The organism is Leifsonia sp. McL0627, assembly GCF_058244615.1.
On the sequence record NZ_JBZCGM010000002.1, the window covers coordinates 785,583 to 808,482 of the forward strand.

Annotated in this window: 22 protein-coding genes; 11 read left to right on the forward strand and 11 right to left on the reverse strand. The window is 69.2% G+C overall.

All coding sequences use genetic code 11. From position 1 onward, the window contains the following. Positions 1 to 64 precede the first annotated feature (64 nt). Positions 65 to 1,309 (forward strand): MFS transporter, encoded by a 1,245-nt coding sequence (locus tag AC37TH_RS04380; protein ID WP_490763122.1) that lies wholly within the window; start codon positions 65 to 67, stop codon positions 1,307 to 1,309. Here AC37TH_RS04380 and AC37TH_RS04385 read toward each other — a convergent pair. Then, entirely contained in the window at positions 1,293 to 2,312 is a 1,020-nt protein-coding gene (locus AC37TH_RS04385) for an NADPH:quinone reductase (protein ID WP_490763123.1), read from the reverse strand. The two genes, AC37TH_RS04380 and AC37TH_RS04385, sit on opposite strands and share 17 nt — an antisense overlap. A 47-nt stretch (positions 2,313 to 2,359) precedes the next feature. Further along, positions 2,360 to 3,547, reverse strand: a complete 1,188-nt coding sequence (locus AC37TH_RS04390) for a MarP family serine protease (RefSeq protein ID WP_490763124.1) — start codon at positions 3,545 to 3,547, stop codon at positions 2,360 to 2,362. 155 nt (positions 3,548 to 3,702) lie between these two features. Here AC37TH_RS04390 and AC37TH_RS04395 point away from each other — a divergent pair, with 155 nt between their 5' ends. Then, positions 3,703 to 3,873, forward strand: a complete 171-nt coding sequence (locus AC37TH_RS04395) for a hypothetical protein (protein ID WP_490763125.1) — start codon at positions 3,703 to 3,705, stop codon at positions 3,871 to 3,873. Positions 3,874 to 3,880: 7 nt separating this feature from the next. Here the strand turns inward: AC37TH_RS04395 and AC37TH_RS04400 are convergent, their stop codons facing one another. Then, the gene (locus AC37TH_RS04400; RefSeq protein ID WP_490763126.1) at positions 3,881 to 4,009 is read right to left on the reverse strand and encodes a hypothetical protein; all 129 of its coding nucleotides are present in this window, start codon (positions 4,007 to 4,009) and stop codon (positions 3,881 to 3,883) included. 77 nt (positions 4,010 to 4,086) lie between these two features. Here AC37TH_RS04400 and AC37TH_RS04405 point away from each other — a divergent pair, with 77 nt between their 5' ends. Further along, positions 4,087 to 4,980, forward strand: coding sequence for an SDR family oxidoreductase (locus AC37TH_RS04405; protein WP_490763127.1), 894 nt, complete (start codon positions 4,087 to 4,089; stop codon positions 4,978 to 4,980). Between the two features lie 92 nt (positions 4,981 to 5,072). On the opposite strand, the gene AC37TH_RS04410 is transcribed toward AC37TH_RS04405, so the two are convergent. The 3 genes from AC37TH_RS04410 to AC37TH_RS04420 all read right to left on the reverse strand — a co-directional run bounded on the left by AC37TH_RS04410 (position 5,073) and on the right by AC37TH_RS04420 (position 7,254). Then, positions 5,073 to 5,798, reverse strand: a complete 726-nt coding sequence (locus tag AC37TH_RS04410) for a copper resistance CopC family protein (protein ID WP_490763128.1) — start codon at positions 5,796 to 5,798, stop codon at positions 5,073 to 5,075. Then, a complete protein-coding gene (locus AC37TH_RS04415; RefSeq protein ID WP_490763129.1) occupies positions 5,795 to 6,520 on the reverse strand; it encodes a YcnI family copper-binding membrane protein in 726 nt (241 codons plus the stop codon). The genes AC37TH_RS04410 and AC37TH_RS04415 overlap by 4 nt, the downstream gene beginning before the upstream one ends. 89 nt (positions 6,521 to 6,609) lie before the next feature. Further along, a complete protein-coding gene (locus AC37TH_RS04420; RefSeq protein WP_490763130.1) occupies positions 6,610 to 7,254 on the reverse strand; it encodes a hypothetical protein in 645 nt (214 codons plus the stop codon). A 153-nt stretch (positions 7,255 to 7,407) separates the two neighbouring features. Here AC37TH_RS04420 and AC37TH_RS04425 point away from each other — a divergent pair, with 153 nt between their 5' ends. Then, positions 7,408 to 8,652, forward strand: coding sequence for an ROK family transcriptional regulator (locus AC37TH_RS04425; protein WP_490763131.1), 1,245 nt, complete (start codon positions 7,408 to 7,410; stop codon positions 8,650 to 8,652). Here AC37TH_RS04425 and AC37TH_RS04430 read toward each other — a convergent pair. Together AC37TH_RS04430 and AC37TH_RS04435 are read right to left on the reverse strand one after the other, a co-directional pair. Next, entirely contained in the window at positions 8,649 to 9,944 is a 1,296-nt protein-coding gene (locus AC37TH_RS04430; RefSeq protein ID WP_490763132.1) for a HipA domain-containing protein, read from the reverse strand. The genes AC37TH_RS04425 and AC37TH_RS04430 overlap by 4 nt on opposite strands. Further along, positions 9,928 to 10,143, reverse strand: coding sequence for a helix-turn-helix domain-containing protein (locus tag AC37TH_RS04435; protein WP_490763133.1), 216 nt, complete (start codon positions 10,141 to 10,143; stop codon positions 9,928 to 9,930). Before AC37TH_RS04435 ends, AC37TH_RS04430 begins: the two co-directional genes overlap by 17 nt. 285 nt (positions 10,144 to 10,428) lie before the next feature. On the opposite strand from AC37TH_RS04435, the gene AC37TH_RS04440 reads away from it, so the two are divergent. From AC37TH_RS04440 to AC37TH_RS04470, 7 genes are all read left to right on the forward strand, one after another. Then, on the forward strand, positions 10,429 to 11,778 hold the full coding sequence (locus AC37TH_RS04440; protein ID WP_490763134.1) for an extracellular solute-binding protein: 1,350 nt from the start codon (positions 10,429 to 10,431) through the stop codon (positions 11,776 to 11,778). A 7-nt stretch (positions 11,779 to 11,785) separates the two neighbouring features. Next, positions 11,786 to 12,745, forward strand: coding sequence for a carbohydrate ABC transporter permease (locus AC37TH_RS04445; RefSeq protein WP_490763135.1), 960 nt, complete (start codon positions 11,786 to 11,788; stop codon positions 12,743 to 12,745). Then, on the forward strand, positions 12,745 to 13,581 hold the full coding sequence (locus tag AC37TH_RS04450; RefSeq protein ID WP_490763136.1) for a carbohydrate ABC transporter permease: 837 nt from the start codon (positions 12,745 to 12,747) through the stop codon (positions 13,579 to 13,581). Before AC37TH_RS04445 ends, AC37TH_RS04450 begins: the two co-directional genes overlap by 1 nt. A gap of 28 nt (positions 13,582 to 13,609) precedes the next feature. Next, the gene (locus AC37TH_RS04455) at positions 13,610 to 16,681 is read left to right on the forward strand and encodes an alpha-mannosidase (RefSeq protein ID WP_490763137.1); all 3,072 of its coding nucleotides are present in this window, start codon (positions 13,610 to 13,612) and stop codon (positions 16,679 to 16,681) included. A gap of 126 nt (positions 16,682 to 16,807) precedes the next feature. Continuing rightward, a complete protein-coding gene (locus tag AC37TH_RS04460; protein WP_490763138.1) occupies positions 16,808 to 17,470 on the forward strand; it encodes a response regulator in 663 nt (220 codons plus the stop codon). Between the two features lie 18 nt (positions 17,471 to 17,488). Beyond that, on the forward strand, positions 17,489 to 19,186 hold the full coding sequence (locus tag AC37TH_RS04465) for a sensor histidine kinase (RefSeq protein ID WP_490763139.1): 1,698 nt from the start codon (positions 17,489 to 17,491) through the stop codon (positions 19,184 to 19,186). A gap of 277 nt (positions 19,187 to 19,463) precedes the next feature. Then, on the forward strand, positions 19,464 to 20,483 hold the full coding sequence (locus AC37TH_RS04470) for a hypothetical protein (protein WP_490763140.1): 1,020 nt from the start codon (positions 19,464 to 19,466) through the stop codon (positions 20,481 to 20,483). 3 nt (positions 20,484 to 20,486) lie between these two features. Here AC37TH_RS04470 and AC37TH_RS04475 read toward each other — a convergent pair whose 3' ends face one another. The 3 genes from AC37TH_RS04475 to AC37TH_RS04485 all read right to left on the reverse strand — a co-directional run bounded on the left by AC37TH_RS04475 (position 20,487) and on the right by AC37TH_RS04485 (position 22,776). Next, a complete protein-coding gene (locus AC37TH_RS04475) occupies positions 20,487 to 20,879 on the reverse strand; it encodes a hypothetical protein (RefSeq protein WP_490763141.1) in 393 nt (130 codons plus the stop codon). Between the two features lie 168 nt (positions 20,880 to 21,047). After that, on the reverse strand, positions 21,048 to 21,524 hold the full coding sequence (locus AC37TH_RS04480; RefSeq protein WP_490763142.1) for a 2'-5' RNA ligase family protein: 477 nt from the start codon (positions 21,522 to 21,524) through the stop codon (positions 21,048 to 21,050). A gap of 70 nt (positions 21,525 to 21,594) precedes the next feature. Then, complete coding sequence (locus AC37TH_RS04485; protein ID WP_490763143.1) at positions 21,595 to 22,776, reverse strand: RtcB family protein; 1,182 nt, start codon at positions 22,774 to 22,776, stop codon at positions 21,595 to 21,597. Between the last annotated feature and the right edge of the window lie 124 nt (positions 22,777 to 22,900).

Here is a 22,900-nt window from a genome sequence, read left to right on the forward strand (position 1 = left end):
CTTTTGAAGTGGGTGCGGGGCTAGCATCCTTAAAGCAACCATAATTGCTTTTGGAGGAGACGACATGACGACAGCATCCACCGCATCCATCGCCGTCAGCCCGCGCCGGCGCGGCCTGCGCCCGATGCCGGCGTTCGTCGGCACGTCGCTGGCGTTCGTCGCCGTCGCCCTCGCCGTCGGCGCGCCCAGCCCGCTGTTCGTGCTCTACCAGCACGAGTGGGGCTTCCAGCCGTGGCTGCTCACGGTCGCCTTCGCGATCTACGCGATCACCCTCCTCGTCACGCTGCTGGTCGCCGGTTCGCTCTCCGACCACATCGGCCGGCGCCCTGTGCTGATCGGCGCGCTCTCGCTCCAGGTCGTGGCCATGCTGATGTTCCTGTTCGCGAAAGACATCGGCTGGATCATCGCCGCCCGCTCGGTGCAGGGCGTGGCGACGGGAGCCGCGATGAGCACGTTCACCGCAGCGATCGTCGAGCTCGCTCCCGAACGCCACAAAAAGCTCGGGGCGACCATCGGCAGCACGGCGCCGGTCGGCGGCATCGCCCTCGGGGCGTTCTTCACCGGCCTCGCGGTGCAGTTCGTCCCCCAGCCGACGACGCTCGTCTTCGTCTCGCTGGTGGTCCTGTTCGTCGCCGGGCTGCTCGTGGTGATCGGTGCGCGCGAGACGGTGACGCGGCGCCCGGGGGCGCTCGGCTCCCTCGTCCCTCGTCTCGTCATCCCGCGGGCGGCCCGCGCAGAGTTCGTCGGCGCGATCCCGCTGTTCGCGGCAACGTGGATGCTCGCCGGGCTGTTCATCGGACTCTCGCCGTCCATCCTGAGCGGCGTCTTCCACCTCGACAGCGGCCTGCTCAACGGTGCCATCGTCGCGGTGCCGCCCGCGGTCGGTGCGACGGCCGGGCTGCTGCTCACCCGTTCGGCCACCCGTCCGACAGCCATCGCCTCGATGGTCGCGGTGATCGTCGGCATCGCCATCGCCGCCGCCGGGATGGGCTTCGCAGTGCTCTGGCTGCTGTTCGCCGGAGCCGTGGTCGCCGGAGCAGGCTTCGGCGCCGGATTCTCCTCGGTGCTCAGGATGCTCGCACCGCTCGCCCCCACGCACCAGCGCGCCGAGCTGTTCGCCGGGATCTTCCTGGTCAGCTACATCGCATACGGCCTCCCGGCGCTGGTCGCCGGTGAGCTGATCGGCGTGATCGGGCTCCTTCCGACCGCCCTCGGGTACGCTGCGGCGATCGCGCTGGCCGCAGCGGTCGCCCTGGCAGTGCAGGTGGCGCGGTCTCGCCGGGAGGCTGTGCTCACGCCAGGTCGATGAGCACCTTGCCCACGATGCCGCCCTCGACGGCGTCGTGGGCGGCGGCCGTCTCGCTGAGCGGGAACCGGGTCACCGGCAGGCCGTGCTCCGCGCCGACCGGCAGCGCGTCGTCGGCGATGGCCGCGGCGACCGCGCGCACGGCGGCGTCTTTCGACTCCGCGCTCGTCGTGTATGTGAGCACGAACTGGTATCGCAGGTTCTTGCCCATGCTCGGCCGCACGGGGATGGCGGCGGTCGTGTCGCCGGGGGTGTCTGCGTAGATGGCGATGGAGGCGTTGGGGGCCGCGACCCGCGCATCCAGTTCGGCGTTGGCCGTCGGGTTCACCTCCACCACGATGTCGACACCGCGTGGGGCGAGCGCGCCGATGGCCTGGGCGGTGTCGCCCTCGCGGTAGTCGACCACGTGGTGCGCGCCTGCCGCCCTGGCGAGCTCGGCCTTCTCGTGGCTGCTCACTGTGGCGATGACGGTCGCGTCCGCCCACACGGCCAGCTGGATGGCGGCGTGGCCAACCGCGCCTGCGCCGCCGGCGACGAGCACCGTGCGTCCGTGCAGGGCTCCGGGGGACAGCTCGACGGGGCCTCCCTCGTGCACGGTGAGCGCACGGTGGGCGGTGAGCGCTGGGATGCCGACGGACGCGCCCAGGTCGAACGACGCCTCCGGTGGCAGCGCGACGACGTGGCGTTCCGGAAGCGTGACGAGTTCCTGCGCCGTGCCGTCTGCCCGCTGGTACGCGGCGTCCCACACCCAGACCCTGTCGCCGACGGCGAACGAGGTGACGCCGTCGCCCACCTCGTCGACCACGCCCGCGCCATCCTGGTTCGGAACCTGGGGGCGCGGAAGCTCGGCGCGGCCCGAGCCGCGGCGCGACTTCCAGTCGGTGGGGTTCACCCCGGACACGTGGATGCGCACCCGGACCTCGCCGGGCGCGGCGTGCGGTTCGTCGCGCTCGCCGTAGCCGAGCACATCAGACGGGCCTGTGGAGGTATAGGTGACAGCCTTCATGTCACCAGCAAACCACCTTGCGCCCCGAAGTGTTCCTCCCGCGTCGGTCAGCCGGTCGAGCAGGCGCCGGAGCTGATCGGAGCGGAACTGACCGAGGAGAGCACCGGGCGCAGTTCGGCGAGGGTCAGTGCGTATCCGGTGTCTGGGTCGACCGTCGATCGCGCGAAGACCACGCCGACCACATCGCCGGACGTGTTGAGCAGCGGGCCGCCCGAATTGCCGGGCCGCACGCTGCCGCGCAGCGAATAGATGTCGCGGTCGACGGAACCGCTCTGGTAAATGTCGGTGCCGCGTGCCGTGATGCGGTCGCGCACGCGCTCGGGGCTGATCGTGAATGGGCCGTTCCCCGGGTAACCGGCGGCATAGGTCTGCGTCCCGACAGTGACGTCGTCTCCGATGTCGATCGGGGGCGCCATGATGTCGGTGACGTCGAGCACTGCGAGGTCGCGCTCCGGGTCGAAAGCGACGAGCGTCGCCCGCTCAGCCCTGTCGCTGAACGGCTCGCGCACCACAATGGTGGATGCGCCGGCCACGACGTGCGCGTTGGTCACGACCCTGCCGCTCTGCACCACCCAGCCGCTGCCCTCGGAGTCGACGCCGCAGGCGGGCTTCGACGCGAGCACGGTGACGACCGACTTCTCGGCGTCTGCGACGGCCGCCGGTACGGACGGATCGGGAGCCTGGATCGTGGTGATCGGCTCACCGCCCTCGAAGACCTGCGGGAGCCCTGCCCCGGCGAGGGCGTCGTCGACCGCGCCGAGCACCGTGCTGGCCGGGAACGGCGCCATGCCGTCGAGGGCCGCCACCACGCGCGATGAACTGGCGGCCTGCACGACCGTCGCGAGACTCGTGGCCATCGCGAAGCCGGCGACCAGCCAGACGACGACCGCCCAGGTGAGCAGTCCGAGCACGGCGCCGACGAGCGAGTCGAGCCACCGGATCGGACCGTGCCGCACCAGCTTGCCGACGAGCGATGCGATACCGGCAGCGATCGCGTACGCGACCCCGGCGCAGACCAGGATGGCGATCGCGGCGACGATGGAGCGTTCGGTGACGCTTCCCCATCCGGCGGAGGCGAGCCAGGTGACGACGAGGGGAGCGAGACTCAGGCCCGCCCAGAGCCCCAGACCCAGCCCGACGAGCGACCCGGCGGCACGAATCGCGCCGTTGCCCCAGCCCGCGGCGATAGCAACGACGGCGAGCACCACGAGCACTACGTCGACGACGATCTCCACCCGCTCACCTTGCCGCATCAGGCTGTGCGCGGGCTCAACCGGAGGTGTGCGTCCTCTGGTGCTTTCGGGCACCCCCTTCCGCACGGCGGATGCGGGGTCTACCGTCCACGGCCACAGGGATGCCCGCACGGCTCCCGCGATGAAAGGAGCACCGGATGAGCAACGAACAGAACCGCCCCGACCTCGACGACGGCGAACGGGAGATGACGAGCGCCGACCTCACGGCCTCCGACCCGGAGCACGGCGCGGAGTCGGAGCCGTCGCAGCAGCAGCACCACAATGCCGAGACCGAGGAGGACACGGCATCCGGGGGCGCCCCGGACTGAGCCGGGGTCAGTTGCGGCCGTCCTCCTCGTCCCCGTCGTCGACGGCGGCGGGGTCGGGGAGAGAGACCGGAACGATGTCCGGGTCCATCTGGTCGAGAGGAACCGCGGTCGGCTGATTCTGGGCGTCCTTGTCCATGCGGCGACGTTACGCCCGCGCTGTGCCCGCCGTAAAGCCCCTCCGAATACCGGACGGCCGCGGGTACCGTCCCGGCCATGACCGATCAACTGACCTTCCAGAATCCCGTCGACCGCTTCGACTCGGTGGATGCACCGAAACAGCACCAGGATGCGCCGGGCCTGGATGCGCAACTCGCCCCGCGGGCGGACCATGGCGAGGAGACGTATCGCGGCACCGGCAGACTGACAGGCAGAAAGGCGCTCGTCACCGGGGGCGACTCCGGCATCGGCGCGGCCGTCGCGATCGCCTTCGCCCGCGAGGGGGCGGATGTCGCCATCTCCTACCTCCCTGACGAGGAGGAGGACGCCCGCCGGATCGCCGCCGCCGTCGAGGGCAGCGGATCGACCGTCGCTCTGCTGCCGTCCGACATCACCTCGGCGCATGCATGCCGCGGGCTCGTCGCCGATGCCGTGGAGGCGCTGGGCGGGCTCGACATCCTGGTCAACAATGCGGGCAAGCAGCAGTTCTGCGAGCGCCTGGAAGACCTGAGCGACGAGCAGTTCGACGAGACCTTCCGCACCAACGTGTACGCCATGTTCTGGATCACCAAGGCGGCGCTTCCGCACCTGGCGCCCGGGTCGAGCATCATCAATACCACGTCGGTGCAGGCGTACCTGCCCAGCGAGATCCTGGTCGACTACGCCACGACCAAGGCGTCCATCAACACGTTCAGCAAAGCGCTCGCCGCGCAGCTCGCCCCGCGCGGCATCCGGGTCAACGCGGTCGCGCCCGGCCCGATCTGGACGCCGCTGCAGGTGTCGGGCGGTCAGCCGAAGGACAAGCTGCCCGACTTCGGTGAGCAGACCGCGCTCGGCCGGGCCGGCCAGCCCACCGAGCTCGCCCCCGCCTACGTCTTCCTCGCCTCCGCGGAGTCCAGCTACGTCACCGGCGACACCCTCAACGTCAACGGAGGAATGCCCACACCCTGAGCCCGGGCCCCCGGCTCCGACACAATCGAGCCCAGGCGCTTTCCCGCTTGAACACGTGAATAGCGGGAAAGAACCCTGGGCTCGATTGCTGGTTACTCGGGTTTGTTGGAGTCGGAGGGCGCGTCGGTGTCGGGGTCGGCGTCCGCCTCCGCGTCCGGGGTGGAGGCCGGCTTGCGACGAGACGTGAGGATCACGATGACGACGGCGGCCAGCGCGAGCACGACGATGCCGATCGCGATGCCGATGACCAGGCCGTAGTCGGTCGTCGCCGCCGCGGCGGTGGGCTGCGGCGAGGCGGCGGTCTCCGTCGGCTGCGCGACCGCCGGCGCGGACGCCGAGGTGGTCGGCTCAGCGCTCGGCGTGGTTGTGCTCGCCCCGCACGCCGTCTTCTCCGTGCCCGCCGCCGGGGTGGCACCCGCCGGCGGCTGGTAGGTGAAGCCGAGCGTGTTCGAGACCTGATGGCCGTCGGCGGAGACGATCTGGTAGGTCACGGTGTACTTCCCCGCTGCTCCCAGAGCCACGGGCGCAGAGACTACCGTGTCCGCGATGGTCGCGCATCCGGTCTCGAAGTGGCGGGTCGCCGCATCCGGTCCTGTCACGGTGACCAGGGCGCTGTTGCCGCCGATGTCGAGCACGCGGTCGTTGAACGTCAGCGACACGGTGTCGATCGGCGTGCTGACCACCGAGTCGGCGGCAGGGTCGCTGCTGATCAGGTAGTCGTGGGCCGACGCGCTCGTCACGGGGAGCACCGCCACGACGATGGCGGCGACAGCGGCCGTCAACGCCCCGATGGATGCGGTGCGCCTGCGGGAGGTCATGCCCCCACCTTGCCACGCCCACGCCGGGTGGCGGCGAAGACGGCGACGACCAGCGCGATGGCGCCGAGCGCGAGCCCGCCGATGCCGAGACCGATCGCGAGTGCTTCGGCCGTCGCTCCGGACGAGGCGGCGACCGGGGCCGGCGTCGAGGTGGCGACCAGCGGATCGGCGCTGCCGGCCGGCACAGGGTCGGTCACGTAGATGGTCGGGGCCGGGTGCTCCGGCTCGGCGCCGGACGCCGGGGTCTTGTCCGTCCAGTCGACCACGCTGCCGTCGCTGTAGTACTGGTGCGTCGGGAGCATGATCTGCCCGGTCTTCGGCACCGCACCGGCCGAGATGGTGAACTCCTGGAACTGGCCGGGAGCGACCTGCACGCCGGAGTCCGCCGTCCAGGTCACCCGCACGGGAGCCTGCGTGATCGTGCCGTCATCGGTCTTCACCGGCTTCGCGAGCTTCTCGGTGTCGACGGTCGTCGTCCAGCCGGCGAGCGGCTGGTAGCTGACCGACGTGAACGGGTCGGCCGTCGGCAGGTCGACGACGAGCTTCACGGTCCCCGCCGTCGCCGACTCGGTCGGCACGGTGAAGGTGAGGGTGGCGTAGCTGCCCGGCGCAGCCTGCCCGGGGGTGACATGCACGTGGGCGCTGGCCGCGAGCGGTGCGGACAGCAGCAGGATGGCGGTGCTTGCGGCCGCGATGGACACGGCGATGGTGCGTTTCTTCATGGGAGTTCTTCGTCCTTGTTCGGAAGCGTTCGATGAGTGCGGGTGCGCGCCGACGGACGGGCGCCACGCAGGATCGTGGAACGCTTCCGTCAGAACGCGGCGACGGCCAGAGGTGGCCCGCGGTGACGCAGCCGGAGCAGGGGGACGCCGAGATCGCGCAGGCGCGCTGGCTCGGCGGTGGACGGTGCGGAGGCGACGGGCAGGACCGGCGCGGCGATGACGGCCAGCCGGTCGAGGAGGTGCCGGTCGGCGAACCGGCCGACGTGCATCCTGGTCGTCTCGAACAGTCCCCAGAACGCCCGCTCGCCGAAGCGCAGCGCGACGACGGTGACGAGCACCGCGGTGAGGTGGGCTCCCCACATCCCGAGGCTGAGGTCGTCGTGGGCGGCGGGCATGGTGCCGGGCGTCACACCCGGCATCGTCATGGTCAGGTGCGACCCGGCGTGCACGTGGGTCGTGCCGGTGGGCGACGAGAACGTCGCCGATCCCGTTCCGAGGCCGAACAGCAGGTGGAACAGGAACTGGCTGAAGCCGACCGCGATCGTCAACCGCCACAGCGACAGCGAACGCGCCGTGAGGGCGATGGAGGCGACCATCGAGAACGCCAGACTGAGCGCGAGCGGCAGCACCCCGGGTGCCGCGCCGCCGCCGGCGACGTGGAACAGGGCGGCGACGAAAATGGCGACACCGGATGCGAGCAACCCGCGCGCGACGCGAGCCCACCTCGATCCCATGCTGTGTCCCTCCGTCGCACCCGGCCGTCGTTTCAGGTTCGGAGCCAGTCTACGGAACGGATGGCCGCCGCCCGATCGGCTGCTGCGCCTGGCGGCCGAGCGCGGCTCGGTATGTATCCTACGAAGGCGACCCGGCGCACATGAAGGAGGCGTATGCCCAGAGGAGCGAACCTCCCCGCGATCGCCGCGTTCAACGACACGGTGGTGCTCGACGCCGTGCGCCGGTCCGCCGGGGGTCTCAGCAGGGTGGAACTGGTCGGTTCCACCGGCCTGTCAGCGCAGACGGTGTCGAACGTGAGCAGGCGGCTGATCGAGCAGGGCCTCATCCACGAGGCGGGCAAACGCATTGACGGCCCCGGCAAGCCGCGCACCATCCTGCAGCTGGAGCCGACCGGTGCGTATGCGGTGGGCGTGCACCTCGACCCGACCGTCATCACCTGCGTCCTGCTCGACCTGGAGGGCGAGGTGGTCACCGACGTCCGCCGTCACTCCCCGGTGTCGGGCGACGCGATGCAGACGCTCGCCATCGTGGTGGATGTGATCGGCACGGTGCTGGCGGATTCCGGCGTCGACCGCGCGAAGGTCAGCGGCGTCGGCATCGCGGCGCCCGGCCCCATCGACACCGACACGGGCGTGGTGGTTCGCCCTCCGCTCATCCCGGGCTGGAACGATTTCCACCTGCGCGACGAGCTGACGGCGGCGACCGGATTCCCGGTGCTCGTCGCCAAAGACGTGACGGCGGCGGCCGTCGCCGAACGCTGGCACGACCCGGCCGACGCGAGCCGCGACTACGTCTTCGTGTACTACGGCACGGGCGTGGGCGTCGGCATGGTCCTCGACGGCGAGGTCTACACGGGTGCGTCGCAGAACGCGGGCGACGTCGGCCACGCGATCGTCGACCCCGGCGGCGCCCTCTGCGCGTGCGGCAGACGCGGATGCTACGGAGAGTCCGTGCGCCCGTACCGCCTGGTGATGCAGGCCATCTGGGCCGGCGTGCTCGACACCCCCTCCGGCGAACCGGTCGACGACGGCGTCGACCTCGACATGGACGTGGAGACGATCGACGCGCTCTTCACCCGCCTGACGGACGCGGCGACCGCCGGCGATGAGCGTGCGACGCGCATCCTGGATTGGTCCATCCGCAACACGGCGTACTACCTCTCGAACCTGTCCGCCCTCCTCGACATCGATCGCGTCGTGTTCGGAGGGCCGTCCTGGGGACGCGTCGAAGCGTTCTACACCGAGCGTCTGCCGATCCGGATGCGCGAATTCGACATGGACATCCTCACGCACCCGGTGGTCACCGAATCCAGTGCCGTCGGCGAGGACGTCGCCGCCGTGGGGGCGGCGTGCCTGGTGCTGGACGCGACGTACTCGCCGCGCGGGTCGCTGGCTTAGCGCTCGTCGATCGCGTCGGCCGGCCAGCCGCGCTCGTGCGCGTAGCGTTCGATCGACGAGGCCACCTCGGCGGCGAACGGAGATCCCACCCCGGTAGCCGCTTGCCTGAAGGCTGCCGTCACCCGGCTGGTGATGTACCGGATGCGCTCGACGGCGAGGTCCGTCGGCACGTTCAGGCTGGTTGCCGCGGCGCGAAGTGCCCGCTCGCCGATCTGCAGCATCCCGTACTCGCCATCGACCGCGATGGGCGCCTTCAACCGCTCGCCGTCTCTGCCCCCGCGGTACGGCGTGAAGGTCCCGAGGTCGTACAACGGTGCGAGAGTCACGCGCGGGCCTTCGAGGATCAGTGAGTAGTTCTTGGCGTGCGCGTCCGTTCCAGCACTCGCGACCATGAAGACGATGGCGTCGAAGAATCTGCGTTGCGCGTCCGCGCGGTCGTCGAGGTCGGCGATCTGATCCCGCAGAAGGCTCGCGATCCGCGAGATCCCCGGGCCGCCGTCCTGCTGGTACTTGTAGCGGGGCTCGACGGACAACGATTGGCAGAAGTCCTCCTGGTGGATGCGTCTCCACCGTCCGTCGCGGAACTCGCGGTCGTAGCGCCGCGAGATGAAGACGTGGTGCCCTGAGTCGGTTTCGGCGAGCTCATGGTCGGCGACGACGAGACCGAGGAGCCGCGCCGCCTCCATCGTCACGAACTCGTTGACGTCATGCGACGGGAGGTCGCGAACAGCCGGTTTCAAGATGTGCGTTGTCGGGGTGGAGTCGTGGGGTGTTCCCCAACTGCCGTCCTCGAACCGGAACAGAGCGACCTTCGCTTGCGTGCCTGCGAGCGACCAGCGGCCCAGGTCGTTGGTGCGACCCCACGAGCCGGCGTTGGCGATCAAGTCCGACATCAGCGCGTCGATGTCGGAGGGGGAGTGCCGTTCGATATCGCCGTAGCGTTCGGCGGCGTCCGGGGGTTCGACATCCGGTGGGAGAAGTTGGACGGCGCCCGCAGCATCCCGGCCGGTGTCGGCGAGGAGCGAGAAGGCGCTCGTCCCCGTGTGGAATCTGGCCGCGAGCTCTTCGAGTCGACCGCGACTCTCGGGGACGAGTCCCTGCAGGAAGGGCGAAGCGGATCGCGACGGGTGTGTTTTCGCAACCAGGGGCATCGACAGCGAGACTGGCGTCGCGTTCGCGTGCTGACGGTGCTCGTCGTCGTAGGTGAACGTGGTGTTGCCCGACGCCGTGCGCTGAAAGGTCCCGACGGCCGTGCCGTCCAGGTAGGCGCGCAGCTCACTGAGCGGGGCCACGGTCGACCACCTCCAACTCGACGCCGAGCGCCGTGAGAGCGTCGAAAACGAGCCGGACGCGGACGTTGCCCTTTCCCGCTTCGAATTCGTTGACCCACCGCCGGGAGACGCCGACGCGCTCGGCGAGTTCCTGCTGCGACCAGTTCAAGAGCTCGCGGCGGTCTCTGGCGAGCGCGCCCAGGTCAGTCGGCTTTCTCACACGCATGAGCCATCCCGTCTTGTAACCGATCGGTTACACAGTGCGAGTGTAACCGATCGGTTACACCAGGACAATGTAACCGATCGGTTACATCCGTCGCCTGTAACCGATCGGTTACACAAGCCCGCGATCAACCCCGCGGCGCTCTACCCCCATCCGGGTCTCATCAGGCAATTTCTTTGCAAGCATTGCCAAATAAATCAAATTGATTTATAAATTACGACAGGGTCCGGGATCGCAGGGGCAAGGAAGGCGCCCACCGGACATCGAAGCAAAGGAGCATCGATGAAACGCAGCAGGGTACTGGTCGCCGTGGTGGCCGCATCCACTCTTGTCGCACTGGCCGGATGTTCGTCGTCCGGCTCGGGTGACAGCAAGACCATCAAGGTGGCCTACCAGGATTTCGGCACCGACCTCATGGCCAAGTTCATGGCCAAGGCCAAGGCCGGGTTCGAGAAGGCCAACCCGGGGGAGAAAGTCACCCTCGTCCCGATCAAGGCCGCTGAGAACGATTACTACACCAAGCTCTCGCTGATGAACCGCAGCGCGAGCACCGCCCCGGACGTGCTCTACGAGGACACCTTCCTCATTCGCTCGGACGCGCAGGCTGGATATCTCGAACCGCTCGACTCCTACGTGAACAAGTGGGACGAGTGGTCGCAGTTCTACGACAACGCCAAAGACGCAGGCAAGGGCGACGACGGCAAGATCTACGGCGTCTCCATGGGAACCGACACCCGTGCGCTCTGGTACAACAAAGACATCTTCGCCAAGGCGGGCCTCCCCGCCGACTGGAAGCCGAAGGACTGGAACGACGTCCTGTCCGCGGCCAAGACCATCAAGGACAAGGTCCCCGGCGTCACCCCCATCAACATCTTCTCCGGCAAGGCCGGCGGTGAAGCCAGCTCGATGCAGGGCTTCGAGATGCTGCTGTACGGCGCGAGCAAAGACGGCCTGTACGACGCGTCGTCCGCGAAGTGGATCACCGGCTCCAAGGCGTTCACCGACTCCCTGGATGTGCTCAAGGAGGTCTACCAGGGCGGCCTCGGCCCGTCGCAGGAGATCACCAGCGACACCAACTACCAGAACATCGTCACCAGCCAGCTGATCCCGCAGGGCAAGCTCGCCATCAACCTCGACGGCTCGTGGGTCGCAGGCACCTGGCAGTCCACCGGCGACACCAAGTGGCCGGAGTGGGAGAAGACGATGGGCGTCACACCGATGCCGACGCAGACCGGTCAGGAGCCGGGAAGCGTGAGCATGTCGGGCGGCTGGACCCTGTCGATGGGGTCGAAGAGCAAGGCCAAGGACGAGGCGTTCAAGTTCATCTCCTACGCGCTCAACAAGGAGAACTCGCTCGACTTCGACATCTCGCTGAGCCAGATCCCGGTGCGCAAGGATGTCGCTGCCGCTCCGGAGTACGCGAAGTCGAACCCGACGTCGACGTTCTTCGCCTCGCTCGTCGCAGTGACCAAGTTCCGTCCGGCGACCCCGGACTACTCCAAGATCTCCAACGGGATCCAGGTGGCCATGGAGTCGGTGATGACCGGCCAGCAGACACCTGCCGAAGCCGCCAAGACGTATGACGACACGGTTGTCGGCATCGTCGGCAAGGACAAGACGAAGTCGGAGTAACAAGACAGTGACGTCGACAATCGACGCCGTCGCCGAGGGCGCGAGCGGCCGGGGAACCTCCCGGCCGCCGCGCCCGGAGCGCACGGCACGTTCGCGCAGAGTACGACGGTCCGTCGCACGGACCGTCCCGCTCATCCCGGCCATCGGCCTGCTGGTCGTGTTCCTGGTCGGACCGATCCTCTCCTCGTTCTACGGGTCGTTCACGAACTCGTCGCTCACCGGCGCCGCCGCGGCGTCGAGCGAGTGGGTGGGACTCAAGAACTACATCGACCTCTTCAACAGCCCGGACTTCCCCGTCGCGGTCGTCCTCACTCTGGTCTTCCTGATCGGCTCCGCCGTCATCGGGCAGAACATCGTCGGGATGGTGCTCGCCCTGCTGATGCGGGCAAGCGGCCGGGTGGTGGGCGCCATCGTGTCGACGTTCGTCGTGGGTGCCTGGGTGCTGCCGGAGATCGTCGCCGCCTTCGCGTCGTACGCGTTCTTCAGCCAGAAGGGCACGCTCAACGCCCTGCTCGCTGGGATCGGCATCACCGGTCCGTCGTGGCTGTTCGCGTTCCCGATGGTGGCGATCATCCTCGCCAACACCTGGCGCGGAGCGGCGTTCTCGATGCTCGTCTACTCGGCGGCGCTGCAGGAGGTGCCGCCGGAGATCACCGAGGCGGCCGAGGTCGACGGCGCCAACGGCGTCAAGCGGTTCTTCCTCGTCACCCTGCCGATGATCCGCCGCAGCATCTCCACCAATCTGATGCTGATCACCCTGCAGACCCTCTCGGTCTTCACCCTCATCTACGTGATGACAGGGGGCGGCCCTGGAAACAGGAGCATGACCCTCCCCGTGCTGGCATACCAGGAGGCGTTCAAGTTCTCCGAGCTGGGCTACGGCACGGCCATCGCGACCATCCTGCTGCTCGTAGGCGCCCTGTTCGCCATCGTCTACGTGCGCGCTCTCAAGACGGAGGTGGACTGATGCGCTTGTCTTCGCCGAGCGGTCTCGCCCTGAAGTGGACCGCGAACATCCTGTTGCTGCTGATCGGACTCGTGTTCGTCCTTCCCATGGTCTGGGTGGTGCTCGCGTCGTTCGACGGCTCGGCCACGCTCGCCGTGAGCTGGCCGAAGCAGTGGACGCTGGAGAACTTCCAGAAGGTGCTCACGCCCGACCTGGCGTTCCTGCCGCTCTGGAACAGCCTGCTGCTGTCTGCCGGATGCGCGTTCATCACGGTGATCGTCGCCATCCTGGCCGCGTACCCGCTGTCCCGCTACCGCAACCGGTTCAACAAGCCGTTCCTCTACGCCATCCTGTTCGGGACGTGCCTGCCGATCACCGCGATGATGGTGCCGGTCTACAGCCTGTTCGTGTCGTTGAACCTGATCGACTCGATCGGTGGGACGATCCTGTTCATGGCGGCATCGTCGCTTCCGATGGCGATCTGGATGACGAAGAACTTCGTCGACTCCGTGCCTCTCTCTTTGGAGGAGGCGGCGTGGGTCGACGGTGCGTCGAGCATGAAAACGCTCTGGACCGTCGTCGTCCCGCTCGTCCGGCCCGGCATCGCCGTGGTGTTCATCTTCGTGTTCGTGCAGGCGTGGGGCAACTTCTTCGTCCCGTTCGTGTTGCTGCTCAGTCCGGAGAACCAGCCGGCCGCCGTCAGCATCTTCACCTTCTTCGGGCAGTACGGCGCCGTCGCATACGGCCAGCTTGCGGCGTACTCGCTCGTCTACTCGGTGCCCGTGATCGCCCTCTACGTCCTCGTCTCCCGCGTGCTCGGCGGTTCGTCCGCGCTCGCCGGGGCGGTCAAGGGTTAGAACCGTTCCTCTTATATAAGGAGTCCCGTTGTATCAACAGAACCAGCTCGTCGAGATGCGCGTCGATCGTTTCGTGCGCGAGCGGCTCGAACCCGCCTTGGAATGGGCGTCCGCTCCCGTCACGATCGAGGCGTGGGAGGTGCCGGACGAGCCTGTGCCGTTCGCGCAGGCCGTCACGAACACCTTCACGCCGTTCGCCATCGGGCAGCCGTGGGGCCGGCCGTGGGGGACGGTCTGGTTCCACGTGACCGGCACGGTGCCCGCCGACTGGCAGGCGGAGCCGGACGACGTCGAACTGGTCGTGGACCTCGGCTTCACGGCCGGACAGGTCGGCTTCCAGGCGGAGGGACTCGTCTGGGCGACGGACGGCGCCATCCTGAAAGCCATCGAGCCGCGCAACGGCTACGTGCGCCTGCGTCTCGCGCCCGGGCAGCCCTTCGAGGTGTACGTCGAGGCCGCAGCCAACCCGGATGTGGGCAGCGAGTTCGTCGACTTCATCCCGACCAAGCTGGGCCGCAAGTCCACCGCCCCCGACCGCCAGCTGTACGCGCTGCGCCGGATGGCCGTCGTGCACCGCGACCGCGAGGTGTGGGAGCTGGTGCAGGACGTCTGGACGGCACGCGGCCTCGCCGCCGTGCTGCCAGAGCAGTCGCCGCGCCGCGCCTCCCTGTTCTCGGCACTGGATGCGGTGGTGGACGCGGTCGACCCGACCGACGTGCACGGCACGGCGACGGCCGGACGCGCCGCGCTCGCCGAGGTGCTCGCCTCCCCGGCCGCCGCGACCGCCCACAAGGTCTTCGCCGTCGGCCACGCACACATCGACTCCGCCTGGCTGTGGCCGGTGCGCGAGACGATCCGCAAGTGCGCGCGCACCTTCTCGAACGTGCTCGACCTGATGGACCAGGACCCGGAGTTCGTCTTCGCCTGCTCCTCCGCGCAGCAGTTCGCGTGGATGAAGCGGTTCTATCCCGAGCTGTTCGAGCGCATCCGGGTGCGGGTCGCCGAAGGCCGGTTCGTGCCGGTCGGCGGCATGTGGGTCGAGTCGGACACGAACATGCCGGGTTCGGAGGCGATGGCCAGGCAGTTCGTGGAAGGCAAGCGGTTCTTCCTGGAGGAGTTCGGCTTCGAGCCGAAGGAGGTGTGGCTGCCGGACTCGTTCGGATACTCCGGCGCGCTCCCGCAGATCGCCCGCGCGGCGGGTGCCGACTACTTCCTCACCCAGAAGATCTCCTGGAACGAGGTGAACAAGTTCCCGCACCACTCGTTCGACTGGGAGGGCATCGACGGCACCAGGATCTTCACCCACTTCCCGCCGGTCGACACCTACAACTCGGTGCTCTCCGGTGCCGAGCTGGCGCACGCCGAGCAGAACTTCGCCGACAAGGGAAGCGCGAACACCTCGCTCGTCCCGTTCGGCTTCGGCGACGGCGGCGGCGGCCCGACCAGAGAGATGGTCGCGGCGGCCAAGCGCACCGCGTCGCTGGAGGGCTCGCCGATCGTGCGGGTCACGACGCCCGCCGAGTTCTTCGCCGCGGCGGCGGCCGAGTTCTCGCCGGCGCCGGTGTGGGCGGGGGAGCTGTACCTGGAGTTCCACCGCGGCACGTACACGTCGCAGGCGCGCACCAAGCAGGGCAACCGCCGCAGCGAGCACCTGCTGCACGAGGCAGAGCTGTGGGCGACCACCGCCGCTGTGCGGGCGGGTGCCGCGTATCCGGTGGACGAGCTGCGCGAGGCCTGGCAGACCGTGCTCCTGCAGCAGTTCCACGACATCCTGCCCGGGTCGTCGATCGGCTGGGTGCACGACCAGGCCGTGGAGAACTACGCGGTCGTGGCGGGCGTGCTGGAAGGGGTGATCGCGCGATCGGTGGAGGCGCTGGGCGGCGCCGGTGGGGCATCCGGTGCCGAGGTCGTGTTCAACGCCTCGCCGTTCGCGGTCGACGGGGTGCCAGCGTTCGGCGCCGGCGCCGCATCCCGGCCGATGGATGCGCGGATCGAGCGCGCGGGCGACGGCTACGTCCTTGCCAACGCGCTGATCACGGTGACGGTCGACGGCGACGGCCTGGTGACCTCCATCGTCGAGACCGCGTCCGGCCGCGAGGTGCTCCCGCCCGGCACGCGCGCCAACCTGCTGCAGCTGTTCCGCGACACCCCCACCCAGTGGGACGCGTGGGACGTCGACGTGGAGTACCGCCGCTTCGGGGAGGACCTCACGGCGCTCGACAGCCTCGACGTGGTCGCGGACGGTTCCGACCGTGTCGGCGTGCGGATCGTGCGCAGCTTCGGATCGTCCGTGGTCACGCAGACGGTGACGCTCGACGCCGGTTCCGCGGCGCTCGACATCGTCACGCACGTCGACTGGCACGAGAAGCAGCGGATGCTCAAGCTGGCCGTGCCGGTGGATGTGCACACCGCGTCAGCCCGGTCGGAGATCCAGTTCGGCCACATCGACCGGCCGACGCACACCAACACGAGCTGGGACACGGCCCGCTTCGAGACGCCAGCGCACCGCTGGGTGCACGTCGCCGACGCCGGGTTCGGGGTGGGCGTCGCCAACGACTCGACCTACGGCCACGACATCACGCGGCACGCCCGCGACGGCGGCGGAACGTACTCACTGGTGCGGCAGACGCTCCTGCGCGCGCCGATGTTCCCCGATCCGGATGCGGACCAGGGCGAGCACACGCTGCGCACGTCCATCGTGGTCGGCGGCGTGGATGCGGCGGTCGAGGCGGGCTACCGGCTCAACCTCCCCGGTCGTACGACGCAGGCCGCCGCAGCCGTGGAGCCGCTGGTTTCGTCCGACACCGCAGCCGCGGTGATCGAGACCGTGAAGCTGGCCGAGGACGGCTCCGGCGACGTGGTCGTGCGGCTCTACGAGGCACACGGCACCCGCACCGCGGCCTCCATCGGCGTCCACTTCCCGCACGCCGCGGTCGTGGAGACCGATCTCCTCGAACGCGAGACCGCCCGGGAGGCGGTCATCGGCACCACCGGCGACGCGGCGGTCGACGGCTCGGCGGTCGACGGCACCGGTTCCGGCCGGGTCGAGCTCGCGCTGCGCCCGTTCCAGCTCGTCACCCTCCGCTTCACGCGGGGGTGACCACCGACTGTCCGCCCCGGGCCGCGCGAACCCCGGGGCGGGCAACCCTCTGATGCACCTGACTCCCCGAACTGGGGTGCCCGCCCGCGGCCGGTGCGGCGTCCGCGCGCGGTTATCCTGTCCCAAATGACGATCGACGTGTGGAGACGCAGAGCGCTGGTGGTGGAGGACCACGCGCTGATGCGTTCGCTCGTCGCCGAAGCGCTGGAGCGGCGCGGGTTCGATGTCACTCCGGCCGCGTCGGCTGCCGAGGCGCTGCGGCTGGCCGATGAGGCCGACCCCGACCTGCTGGTCACTGACATCGACCTGGGGGAGCGGCCGAACGGGCTGGAGCTCGCCACCATCCTCCGGGAGAGCGCACCGCACATCGCCATCGTGTTCCTCAGCAATCTGTCCAGGGAGGCGGCCGTCGCGCGAGCGAGGGAGACCGTGTCGGGTGCCTCCTTCGTGAACAAGGGCGCCATCGCCGACATCGACGAGCTTGTGGTCGCCGCGGAGGCGGCGCTCGCCGAGAGGCCGGTGACGCGGGAGGTTCCCGGCCGTGACAGTCACGCCGCCGTGCTGCGGCTGAGCGAGGCCCAGCTGGAGACGACACGGCTGCTGGCCGCCGGGTTCTCGAACGCCGAGATCGCACGGCGTCGCGGCGTCACCGTGCGGGCCGTCGAGAAGAGCATCGAGCGGATCTTCACCGCGCTGGGCGTCTCCGGCGACGAGAGGACCACGCCGCGCGTCGCCGCCGCGACCCTCTACACGGCCGCGTTCGGCGACGCCCGCACGGGCCTCGGCTGAGCCCCGGATGAGCCGGCGATGAACCTCGTCTCCACTCGGCGCCTGCTCGCGCGGGCGACAGGACGCAACGCCATCAGCTGGTGGACCTGGATCATCACGTTCCCGTTCGCGATGACGGTCATGTCCGGGTTGCAGTACGTGGACCACGGTCGCTCGCTGGGGCCGGCAGCCGCCGTCGCGGCGGTGGAGCACCTCGCCATCGGGGTCGTGCTGCTCGCGGCGTACGGGGTGCTGAGGGTGACGCCGGACCGGGTGCGTTCCGTCGTCGTCCTCCTGCTCTTCGCTGCGGTCGGGGTCGTGAGACCGTTCCTGTTCCTCGGGTCGGCGAGTCTGCTCGGCATCCCGGCCGAACCCGGAGATCTCGGAATGCGCGCCGCGATCAACATCGTCATCTCCCTGGCGGTGTTCTCGCTCATCGCGATCGGCGTCGACCTGGTGCGCGATCACCGCGGCGTGTACCGGCGACTCAACGCCGCGCGGCAGGCGGCGGAGGCCGACGAGCGGAGCGCGCTGGGGCGCATCCGGAGCCTGAGGGCGACCTCGGTGGATGCGGTGCTCGCGGCCATCGAGGACGCCGCCGCCCCTGCGATGCTCGCCGGCATCGAGCCGGCCGACGCCTCCCGCCTGCTGCGGACGCTCGCCAAGGACATCGTGCGCCCGGCGAGCCATGAGCTCTACGCGGGCGGGGATGCACCGGAGACCGAAGTGGACGAACCGTCGCCTCCCGGCAGGGCCGGCTGGCTCCGCTCGGTGTTCGGAGGGATGCGGGCGGCGCCGCCGTTGCCGACAGCCGCGCTGTTCGTCGGGATGGTCGCGCCGTTCGCGGTCGACACGTACGGGTTCGGGGTCGCACTCGTGCAGGCTCCCGTCGCCTTCGTCATCCTGCTGCTCGGAAACCTCGCTGTCGCCAGGGTCTCCTCCAGGATCGCGCGCCCCGCCGCACGTGTTGTAACCGTGCTGGCCGGTTATGTGGCGGTGGGGGTGGTGCTCACGATCGAGAGCGAGCTGCTGCTCCGCGGCGCGGGGTTCTCACCTCAGATGGTCGTGTTCCAGGCGTTCGTCTACCCGTTCGTCGCGGCGGCCGTCGCCTTCGTGTCCTCGCTGTCCGTCCGCGTCCGCGCCGACCAGAGCGAACTCGAGAAGTCCATGCAGGAGGCCGTTGAAGCGGCGGCACGTGTGCGGGCCGAGTACGACCACGAGCGGGCGTCGATCGCCAGGCTGCTGCACTCCGGGGTGCAGTCCGAACTCATCGCGAGCGCGCTCAGCGTCGGCATGAGCGGCGCGAGCCCGGCCGAGGCCTCCGCCGCGGTCCGTGACGCCGTCGAACGCATCAGGAACGAACTGCGGGGCGCCAGGCCGAAGACCGACGCGCGCACCCGCATCCGGATGCTGGCCGACAGCTGGCGGTCTGCGATGGCGCTGGAGGTGCGCATCGACGATGCGGTCTGGGACCGTCTCGCCGACGACCGCCGGTGCGAAGCCGTCGTGGACGCGATGTCGGAGGGCCTGGCCAACGCCGTCAGGCACGGGGACGGCTCGCCGGTGACACTGGAGGTGGACGGCAGTCCGTCCGGTGGCGTCCTGGTGATCGTGACCTCCGGCGGAGACCTTGTTTCTCCTGGCGCGGGGATCGGCCTCGCCGACCTCGCGGGCCGGGCGGAGGTCGCGCTGCGCGAACGCTCCGGCGGCGTCGAGCTGGCCGTCGCGATTCCCTGACGCCCACAGGGCGTTCGCGACGGGGTGTCGTAACAGCCGTACCCCGTCGGTCCCCCAAAAAGCGGACACCCTAGATTTAGAGACATCAAGACGGCGAAAGCCGCGATGAAACCCCCGGTCAGGGGCCCCTTCCTGCGCGACCCGAACGTGCGGGACGGGCCCCTGCGGCCGGGAGGTCCATGCGTGTTGATGGAACCTTCAGGCGAAATCGGGTAGAAATGATCAGTACGCGCGTGCGCCAGGCCCGGCGCATTACCCCCGCTCAGAAAGCCTCAGCTTGCCCCAGTCCAGTGTCCCGTCGCGGTCTCGCCGCACTTTTCGGGCTCCGGTCGTCGTCGACGTCCAGGAGCCGGCGGAGCTCTCGGCCGACCCTGCACAGGTCTTCGTCAGCAGGCGCGAGCGCGTCCAGCACGAGCGTCAGCGCCCGGCGAAGCGCGAGCGCATCGTCGTCAAGCCGACGAGGGACGAACGGTCCGTCCGCCGGGCAGCGCAGCGGGAGAGCGCGGTCGTCGCCGTCCCGGAGCGTGGCATCTTCCGCAAGGTGCACGTCACACACCGCAAGCGCTTCGGCTTCCACGCCGCCGTGCTCCTGGCGCTGACGGCCTTCTTCGGAACGGCAGCCCTCCCGGCATACGCGAGCACCGGCGAAGGATCGCCGATGGGCAACGCTCGCACCGCTCTTGCTGTGCAGACGCTCACCGGCGGCGGGGCCACCGCGCAGGTCGTCTCCCGCGACGGAATGCAGATCGCCGAGTCCCCGCAGATGCTCGACTCGACCATGAACACCACCGTGTCGCCGAGCGTCCAGGCCTTGGCGGTTCAGCTGATGGGCGCCGTCGCCGCCGGTCGCCTCGTCGGGTCGACCCCCAACCACATCCCGGAGATCGCCAACCTCGCCGAGGGCGTCGCCGTCCCCGGCTGCGGCGTCGACTACCGGGTGCTGCAGTCCATCTCGGTCGCGCTGGAGCACTTCTCGCAGGTGGGTGTCAGCGACATCAACCGCCACTGCACCGGCCAGATCGAGGGCGCGGGCACCGAGTCGTCGCACTACGCCAACGGCGGAGGCCACGCCGTCGACTTCTACCTGCTCAACGGCTCCCCCCTCACGGGCGGAGACGCCCGCTCGGTGCAGCTGATCCAGATCCTCGACCCGCTGGTTCCCAACGGCTCCGGCCTCGGCCAGATCAACTGCCGCGCCTCGATCAGCCTCACCAACTTCAAGCCGTTCGACGACACCTGCAACCACGTGCACATCGACTTCGGCAACGCCACCGCGCCGACGCTCGCCCAGGGCTGACGCTCAGACCGCCCGCCAGTCGTGCGTGGCGTCCCGCTCAGGCCGCTCCGCGGCGACACCGTTCTCGTCCAATGCGTTGAACAGGTGAAGGTCACCACGATCGGTTGCCAGCCATAGGCCGGTCGTGAGCCACACCGCATTCCTCTCCGTCTGATCGAAAGTGTTTCGGGTCTCGAAGAGGAAGCGCGTCGCGAGGACGTCAGTGACGATCCCGCCCGCAACCGACGTCAGGGCGTCGTCCGTGTCTCGTCGCCACTCGAGCGCGTCGTCGACCCAGGCGTGGGGTGTGGTGCCGAGGTCGATCGTGTTCCAGGTGACGGAGAGATCATCGAACCTCTCCCAACAGACCTCCATCTGCGTGCCGTCGTCGAAGCGGAGGACGATGGGAAGGTCCACGAAACGATCGTCGCCGACGAACCACACCGTCCACGGCTCGAGCAGTCGGCGCCCGACGAGTGACGCCAATCGTTCGGACTGGCGTGCGAGCTGTTCATCGGCGGCCCGAAAGTCGGGCCGCCAGCCGGAGACATGCGGAGTCTGAGACGTTACGTTCGGTTCCCTTCGTCAGAGCCGTGCCACGTCGACCACGCCGATGATCGTCCCGTGGCGCTCGGTGAGCACCACTGTCGCGAAGCAGTGCACCGGCCACGTCTCGCCTTCCTGCAAAGTCTCGCCGATGCGCCGGGTGATGTGAGGACGGTATTCGTGATGCCAGTACTCGGGCTCGTCGGCGACGAACCGCGGCAGGTGCTCTACGGCCGCCGCGAGCCGTTCGTGGATCTCACGGAAGGAGCTGCTGTGCACCAGTTGCACCGGGACGTCGCCACGGGGGCCGAACATCGCGGGACCTGCGAGGCGGGCCTCCAAGACGATGGAACCAGTCAACGCGCTCTCAACGGTGCGAACGACTCCTTCGCATGCTTCCTCAACGGCGAAGTTCGACACTACTGTGACGTGCGCCGGCCACGCCGATCGAGCGATCGTCGCGCCGAGCGTAGCCGGAGCGAAGAGAGCGACTACGGCGTATCGTTCCTGGTTCATAGTGATCCATCCTCCATCGTCAGACCGGACAGCCAGGGCCGCGCCGCCGAAGCGACGCGACCCCGACCGGCTAGTCGCCCTTCACGTTGACGAGCTGGCGCAGCGTGTGGCGGATCTCCACCAGGTCGGCCGCGTCGGCCATCACCTGGTCGATCGGCTTGTACGCCTGCGGAATCTCGTCCAGGAACGCCGCAGTGTCGCGGAACTCGATCCCGGCCATCGCCTCCCGGAGCTGCTCGATCGTGAACGTGCGCCGTGCGGCGGACCGGGAGAACTGGCGCCCGGCGCCGTGCGGAGACGACTCCAGGGCGAGCGGGTTGCCGAGCCCGGCGACCACGTACGACGCCGTGCCCATCGAGCCGGGGATCAGGCCCGGCTGGCCCGTCCTCGCCGAGATGGCGCCCTTCCTGGACACCCACACGTCCTTCCCGAAGTGCCGCTCGTGCTCCGTGAAGTTGTGGTGGCAGTTGATCCGCTCGTGCTCCACGACGGCAGCGCCGAAGAAGTCCACCGTCTGCCGGATCACCCTGTCCATCATCTCCTCACGGTTGAGCAGCGCGAAGTGCTGAGCCCAGCGCAGCTCGGCGATGTATGCGTCGAACTCGTCCGTTCCCTCCACCAGGTAGGCGAGGTCGCGGTCCGGCAGCTCGATCCAGTACCGCTCCATGATCCGCTGCGCGACCTTGATGTGGTGTCCGGCGATCCGGTTGCCGACACCACGGCTGCCGGAGTGCAGGAACAGCCACAGCGCATCCGTCTCGTCGAGGCTGACCTCGATGAAGTGGTTGCCGGAGCCGAGCGAACCCAGCTGCAGGTCCCACCGCTTCGCGTACGTGCCCGGCTCCAGGCCGATGGCGTCCGCCATCGTCGTCAGCTCGGCGATGCGCGGCTCGGCGGTGGCCACGATCTTGTTGTTGTGGCCGCCGGCCGACAGCGGGATGGCGCGCTCGATCTGCTTCCGCAGCTCGGCGAGCGGGGTCGTGCCGACCACGCGGTCGACGTCGTCGCGCGTGAACTGGGTGCGCACCGCGATCATCCCGCAGCCGATGTCGACACCGACGGCGGCAGGCATGATCGCACCGAGGGTCGGGATGACCGAGCCGACGGTGGCGCCCAGGCCGAGGTGCGCATCCGGCATCAGCGCCAGGTGCGGGTGGATGAACGGCATCTGCGACGTGCGGACGGCCTGCTCGCGGGTGTTGTCCTCCAGCAGGCTCGCCCAGCTCAGCAGGCGGTTCGAGATTCTCTCCATGATCCTTTCGTTTCTCGTGAGGGTGCGGCCGGGGGCTCGGCTCGCATCCGCGCACGTACGGCGGGAGGCAGAGAAAAAGCCCCGGTCCTCGAGGTGGACGGGGCTGCGATGGTCGACGTTGACG